General features: G+C 60.6%; 3 protein-coding genes. All 3 read right to left on the reverse strand.

Features of this window, described 5'->3' with window-relative positions; translation table 11 throughout:
* The coding region (locus AB4043_RS17275; RefSeq protein ID WP_442307618.1) for a trans-sulfuration enzyme family protein at positions 1–1066 on the reverse strand (1066 nt) is incomplete at its 3' end.
* The gene (locus AB4043_RS17280) at positions 1063–2244 is read right to left on the reverse strand and encodes a trans-sulfuration enzyme family protein (protein WP_442300550.1); all 1182 of its coding nucleotides are present in this window, start codon (positions 2242–2244) and stop codon (positions 1063–1065) included. The genes AB4043_RS17275 and AB4043_RS17280, both read right to left, overlap by 4 nt.
* A gap of 261 nt (positions 2245–2505) precedes the next feature.
* A partial coding sequence (locus tag AB4043_RS17285; RefSeq protein ID WP_442307619.1) for an amidohydrolase family protein occupies positions 2506–3983 on the reverse strand: 1478 nt, incomplete at its 5' end.

Raw genomic sequence — 3983 nt, forward strand, 5'->3', positions numbered from 1 at the left:
GGCGAAGCAGGTCGTCCGGAATCGAGCGGTCGTGTTCGGCGGGAACACTGGCGTGCGACATCGCCGCCGGAATGCTGATGGTCGAATTCACCGAGCCAAAGCTCACGGCGATCTTGAGCAGGTCAGTTTGCTCGGCGATGCGCTTTGCCGCGGCACGCGAGCCGGCACGGAAGGTCAGCAACGAGCCCGGACCGTTCGCCTGGCGCCGCTGCAGCTCGTAGCCGGGATGCGACGGCAGCCCCGGATAGTTCACCTCGGCCACACGCGGATGCGCCGCGAGAAACTCCGCCACCTTATGCGCATTCGCCTGCTGCGCGTCGATCCGCAGCTTCAATGTCTTAAGACCCCGCAGCACCAGGTAGCAGTCGAACGGTCCAAGAGCCGTGCCCTCTGCGTTCTGCAGGAAATAGATCTCCTGCGCGAGCTTCTCGTCTTTCACGACGATGACGCCCCCGGTGACATCCGAGTGCCCGCAAAGGAACTTCGTGGCTGAATGCAGAACAATATCGGCGCCCAGCGTGAGCGGGTTCTGCAGGTACGGCGACATCACCGAGCTGTCAACGCAAACCGGGGCTCCGTGGCGGTGGGCCACCTCAGCAATGGCGGCGAGGTCCAGAATGCGTAGTAGCGGATTGGTGGGCGTCTCGAGATAGACAAGCTTCGTCTTCGGCGTAATCGCCCGATCCAGTGCGGCGAGATCCTGCGCATCGACAAACTTCACGCTCAAGCCGGCGCGGCCAATCACCTTGCCGAAGAGACGGGATGCTCCGCCGTAGAGATCGTAGTCGGCGACGATCTCATCGCCGGCGGAAAGGAGATGCGTGACCGTGGCGATCGCAGCCATGCCGCTGGCGAAGGCGAAACCGCGCGTTCCCTGCTCGAGCGCCGCCATCTGGTCTTCCAGCACCTTGCGGGTGGGATTGCCGGAGCGCGAGTAATCGAACTTCCCGAAGGCGTCCGCTTCCTCCTGCGCAAAGGTGGCCGTCTGGTAGATCGGTGTCGCCGAAGGGCGTAGTGGGTCGCCGGGAGCGGCATCAAACTGAACCAGCCGCGTCCCGAACTTCACGCCTTGCTCCCGAAGACCGCGGCGAAGGCCTGCTCGAAGTCAGCAATAAGATCCTTCGGAGCTTCAAGACCGACCGAGAGACGGATCAGGCGATCGGAGATTCCCAGCGCCTCGCGTGCTTCACGCGTGAGGTCGCAGTGCGATGCCGTAGCCGGATTGGTCGCCAGCGTCTCCACCGAACCGAGGCTCTCGGCGCAGGTGCAGAGCTTGAGGGCGTTCATGAAACGCAGCGAATCTTCCGTGCTGGCGTCGAGCTCAAAGCTCAACATGCCGCCGAAATCGCTCTGCTGCGACGCAGCCAACGCCTTCTGCGGGAAGGAGTCGAGGCCCGGATAGTTCACCTTCGCCACACGCGGATGCGCTTCGAGCCACGCAGCAATTTGCTTTGCGTGGTTGCAGTGCACGTTCAGACGAGCGGGCAGCGTCTTGATGCCCTGCAACGCCAGCCACGAATCGAAGGGCGTCTGGATCGAACCGATGGTCTTGCGTACCAGACGCAGTCGCTCTACCAGCTTTTCATCGTTGGTAGCTAGCGATCCGCCGATGGTAGCGTTGTGGCCGTCGATATACTTCGTCGTCGAGAGCATGGAGACATCCGCACCCAGCGTGAGGCAGTCCTGCAACAGCGGCGTGAGGAAGGTATTGTCCACAGCAACGAGGATGTTCTCGTGCTTATGCGCGACCGCGGAGACACCGCGGATATCGGAGATCTTCAGCGTGGGGTTCGCCGGGGACTCCAGGAAGACCAGCCGTGTGTTCGGCTTGATGGCGGCTTCTACCGGAGCAGCGCTGGAGGTATCGACGTAGCTGTACTCGATACCAAAGTTGCCCAGCACCTGGTGGAACAGGCGCATGGTGCCGCCGTAGATCACATCCGAGAGAATGACGTGATCGCCCGCCTTGAGGATTGCCATACACAGCGTGTGGATGGCTGACATACCAGACCGGAAACAGAGTGCAGTGGCCGTGTTCTCAATCGCGGCAATGGCCTGCTCCAACGCATTCACCGTGGGGTTGGCGCCACGCGAGTAGCCGTATCCCTTGGTAACGCCGACACTCTCATGGATATAGGTCGCCGTCTGGTGAATGGGAAAAAGAATGGAGTTGGACTGCATCTCGTAGGAGCGATTGGAGTGAATAACGAGTGTAGATGGATCGAAATCTGGACGTTCTGACACGGTATGCTCCCTATGTTGATTGAAGCACAACTAGCTTGACTGAGGGTGTAGGGCGGGTTGGATGGGGAAAGACGAGGGGTAAAGGTGTGGTTGCGAGGATTGGATGGCGGTGAAAGTAAAGCGGTTCGCGCGTACCGCGAATCTCCCACCCATCGCGATGCGATGGATGGGGTGCCCGGATTTGTGGCACTCAAACAGAAGGAAAGGCCGGCGAGAACCGCCGGCCTTTCCAACTAGCATCCAGGAACTAGCAACCAGCAACTATTTTGCTGGGCACATATTCGCTCCCGTGGTCAGCTTCTCGAACGGAGCTGCAATCTCCGCCACTGACCGCAGATGCCCGTTGGTCATAACGCATTGCACATTGGTGACGTCGCTGATGTTCGTCAGTGGGTCGCCATCGACGATGATGAGGTCGGCGAGCTTGCCCTTCTCCAGCGTGCCCAGGTCCTTGTCCAGCAATGCGGCCTTCGCCGCGATGCTGGTCACCGTCTCCAGTGCCTGCCAGGGTTGCAACCCATACTTCACCTGGCTGCGCAGGTTCAGATGCAATGAGGTGGAAGGCAGGTCCAACGGTGAGTCGGTTCCACCGATGTACAGACCTTTGCGATCGAGCACGCCCTTTACCGTGGATTCCTCGCGCATGACGCGGTCTTCGCTGGCTGTCGAAGGATTCTTCACCGCGGCGTTGCGCCCGTTGACCAGGCGGTTCTTCTCCCACGGTGGAGCGATGTTGTAACGGCTGTCATCTGCCATCGCCGGCCAGTTGCCGATGATGCTCTGGTTGAGCAGCGTGGAGATCGTCCACATGCCGGACTCGGCCTCGAGCTGCTGCACATCCGAATAGCTGAAGCCCGTCAGAGAACGGGAGTACGCCCATCCTGTACGGGCCGTTGCCGAGACGTGGCTCATACCGTCATTGCCGATAGCCACCGCAGGCAGCAGATAGTGCGACGCCGTCTGCACACCCATGACGTTATGCGCGAACTCATCGCCCTTCTTCATCCAGCTATAGGGCAGGCGCACATAGAGCTTGAGGAAGTCGAAGTCCAAGGCATGCAGACGCTGAAACTCGCGCTGCAACTGGGCCTCGCTGGTGGTGGCGATCATCATCGGGTAGTAGACGCGTTCGCCATCAACAGCCTCGCCGGTGGCGAAGAGACGCGGACCGACGGCAGCGCCGGAGACGAAGGCTTCTTTCTCCTCGACAGCGCGATAGGCGTTATCCGCCATGTCGCGCAGCGTGGTGATGCCGTAGGCCATCCACAGGCGGCCCATGCGGTCACCGTAGTAGATGGAATTGTCAGAGTTTGGGTGCGAGTGGTTCTCCCACAGGCCCGGTAGCACCGTCGAATTCGTAGCCTCGATCACCTTCGCGCCCGCAGGCACAGGCGTTGCCCCATGCGGTGTAACAGAGATCACACGGTTGCCGGTCACCACAACATCCACGTCCGTCTGGACATCGGGTCCACTGCCCTTCCAGAACTTGCCCGCATGAATCACGGTCGAGCCCGCGGGCTGTTCCGGTGTGTACTTCAGGCTTACCGTCACCGGCGTAATGGCTTTGGTCTTGCGGTCGATCAGCTTCAGCTTGCCATTGTTCAGATAGAGGAGCTTCGATCCGTCGCCGTTATAGGTGGGCGCATCGGTCACCTCATTGTTCAGCGGCTCAGCCTTGCCTGCCGGGACACCGTTTTCATCCACAGGCATGGTGTAGAGCACGTCGCTCATCACGAAGG

The sequence above is a fragment of the Terriglobus sp. YAF25 genome, from assembly GCF_052113305.1.
GTDB lineage: Bacteria > Acidobacteriota > Terriglobia > Terriglobales > Acidobacteriaceae > Terriglobus.